Annotated in this window: 2 protein-coding genes; both read right to left on the bottom strand. The window is 40.2% G+C overall.

Annotated features, from left to right (window positions below):
• Positions 1–561 precede the first annotated feature (561 nt).
• On the bottom strand, positions 562–1,470 hold the full coding sequence (locus BCT49_RS10390) for a replication initiation protein (RefSeq protein WP_102435150.1): 909 nt from the start codon (positions 1,468–1,470) through the stop codon (positions 562–564).
• 356 nt (positions 1,471–1,826) lie between these two features.
• Positions 1,827–2,510, bottom strand: a complete 684-nt coding sequence (locus BCT49_RS10385; RefSeq protein WP_102435149.1) for a glycosyltransferase family 25 protein — start codon at positions 2,508–2,510, stop codon at positions 1,827–1,829.
• Positions 2,511–2,738: the final 228 nt, after the last annotated feature.

The raw sequence follows: 2,738 nt of genomic DNA, 5'->3' as shown, positions 1-2,738 counted from the left end.
ACGCATCCTAGGTCTTAGAAACATGTTTCTAAGCTGCTCTTTTCTTTGCTCTTATTCTTTACGTTCTGGGACTAACAACAAGGACTAAGATCTAGGACTCATCGAGTCCCAGAAGGCAGTACCAGATCCTAGTCCCAGATAAAATCACTTTTATTAAATTAAAAAAGACTCAATGTTACCTGTAACTCTTACTTGTAACCTCTAGCTGTAACTGTCGTTACAAGTGTTAGTTACAGGAAAGGGTTACAGGTAAACATGAAGAAAATCTGAATGGAATGATGAGTGATAGTGCCACAGTTTAAGATCGAGTGTATTCCGCTTGCTCGGTGTTCGGACGCTTCGCTTACTCACACACTGCGCCGAACGGTGTAGATTAAACAGCAAAAGATAGGAATCTCTTTTAGCGTAATCTCAACCTCCTATAATATAACATGGTCTCAAAGGATGAACGTAAGGCAAAGGAACTCTAGGAGATAATCCGAAAGAATCGCGCTTAAGGCTAGAAAGCAAAACAGCCCAAAAACGGGCTGTTATCTGATAAGGCTTGTTTTAGTGCAACTTTTAAATCTTTCCCGACTTTTTCCAGTTGTAATAAGTTCGACGACTGATTCCTAAGCTACACCAAGGCTCTAGCTTATTTTCACTAAAATCATTACTTGGGCGACCACCACCTTTAGAAACCTTACCGCCTTTAGCACCTTTCCTTGCTTGGCTAGCTCTAAAAGCTTGAGGTGTGAAATGCTTATACGTCCAGTTAGCGATGGATTTAGAAATAGATTTCACTTCTGAGACAGGAAGAGGCTCTTTAAATTGAGCGTTAAGGGCTTCTACGTAGTCGTAGACAGCCGAGTTCCAGTTACGCTTATAGTTCGGTGCCCAATACTCCCTAATAGTTCTGTATGCCCATTTGCTTGCAGATTCAAACAATTCACAATTACGACCTAAGCCAGAAGATTCAATTCCTTTCTTTGGATGACCTTTTAAATCGAGATAATCCGCAAGTTCATCTAGCGTGTATTCGTGCTCTGTCCAGATCTCAGTTTGCCAGTGACCATGTAACGGGTTTTTAGTTAATAGCCCTGAAAAACCTCTATCAGCTTGTAACTTCTCAGTCATGGCTGACTCAATGGCTGCTAGGTACTTCATCGGCTCAAGGTGAGCCATATCAGATGTACATACAGAAACTTTCAAACGGTAGCTAAGATGACCGTGCGCGTTCTCAGGAGTCTTAGAAGACCAATATGGCGGTGGTAGGTCGTTGTCGTACCAAGCTAGAACCGCGCCTTGTCGGTCAATATCAAAGAGTAGATAAGTGACCAACTTAGGTTGGTTCACTTGTAGATACTTCTTCTTGGTCGCTGTGCTTTTCGGGCGTATGTAAGTGACACCGAGTTCATCGGTGCAATACGGCTTATAAGGAAGTGTCTCGATTAGTTCGAGTTGAAAAGCGTCTGAACGTTTAGCTTTCACACATAACTGCGCTTATGGCGGTTATCTGCTGATTGTATTTGTCTGTTCATGTGTTAAAATTACCTTAGAAATTTAGCCCTGAATTATCCACTTACCACCAAGTTAGTTAAGATGTTCAGGGCTTTGTTTTATCTGGCGTTTATCTTACTCCTCAATACCTTACTTCGCAATTTCCTCTTAAACCTTCTTGATATCAGGCACAAAAAAGGCCGCTATAGCGACCTTTAGAGAATCATTGTTCTACCGAAACACTGCACTTCGCACTAAGTGAATTATGGAAAATGAATGATCGTTCATTCACTTCACACTAAGTGAGGTTATGGTAAACCGATCACCAACGCACAACGTTATTTAAGTTAAATCACGTGCTTACTTAGTAGTAGAGGCATTATCAAACGATATATACGAGTTGTAATAAATCCAAATCGGAAAAATGACATTCTACCAATTCTCTCCCGCGTAGGTTTATCATTCCCAACCAAAGATGCAATTTCACTACGGCTTTTTCTTGTAAAAAAAGGGTTCTCCGATAGATACCCTCGAACTTTAGTTAAATACCACAACGAAATAAAACTATCGACGGGCAAGAACACAGGCTGTCTCATTGCGGCATTATACAACCTAAATGCCGCACCTGGGCTAATCACATAAGCTCTCGTATAAAACATCCTCCGATAATGTGGAGTTATCGTTTCATAAGAGGTTTTCTGAGCAAATGAAACAAGGCCATATACCGCCGCCTTTTCTATATCAAGTGAATCAACGTGCCTTACCAACTCAACATTATCTTCAAAAATAAAAAATGGGGTCTTGGCCTCGTAGCACATTTTCCACAGAGTTAAATGAGAGTGAAAGCAAGACACCTCCCTCCGATTTAACCCCTTACGCCTCCAATTCTTAGATTTATTTTGGTCAAAGGATAAATCTTTTAAACAAACATCTTCTGTTTTGGCGTAATAAAAATCGAAATCAAAAGTAATCTGATCTTTAATACTATGTAGTCGCTCTTCCTTACCCGTTGTTATGCAATAAACTTTCATACATCACCCTAAAAAATATTTCATATTATACTGACCTTACTTAAAATCGGTGTTTATTATTCCTATTATGTTCAATTGCCCTTAAATTACAGACACGAAAAAGGGGATGACCTTGCGATCATCCCCTTTGACGAAGTAATCTAGTATTAGCTTAGAAGCTGTACTAAGAATGCTCAGTTGACGCTATCATTCTAGTACAGGTGGGCTAGCCTTGTCACTACCCACTGG

The sequence above is a fragment of the Vibrio lentus genome, assembly GCF_002875945.1.
GTDB classification, from domain to species: Bacteria; Pseudomonadota; Gammaproteobacteria; order Enterobacterales; family Vibrionaceae; genus Vibrio; species Vibrio apostichopi.
This window is presented reverse-complemented; position numbering and strand designations above follow the sequence as displayed.

Bases quoted from the DNA above. Each gene is read 5' to 3' on its own strand.
- BCT49_RS10385 (WP_102435149.1), bottom strand. From the start codon at position 2,510: ATGAAAGTTTATTGCATAACAACGGGTAAGGAAGAGCGACTACATAGT.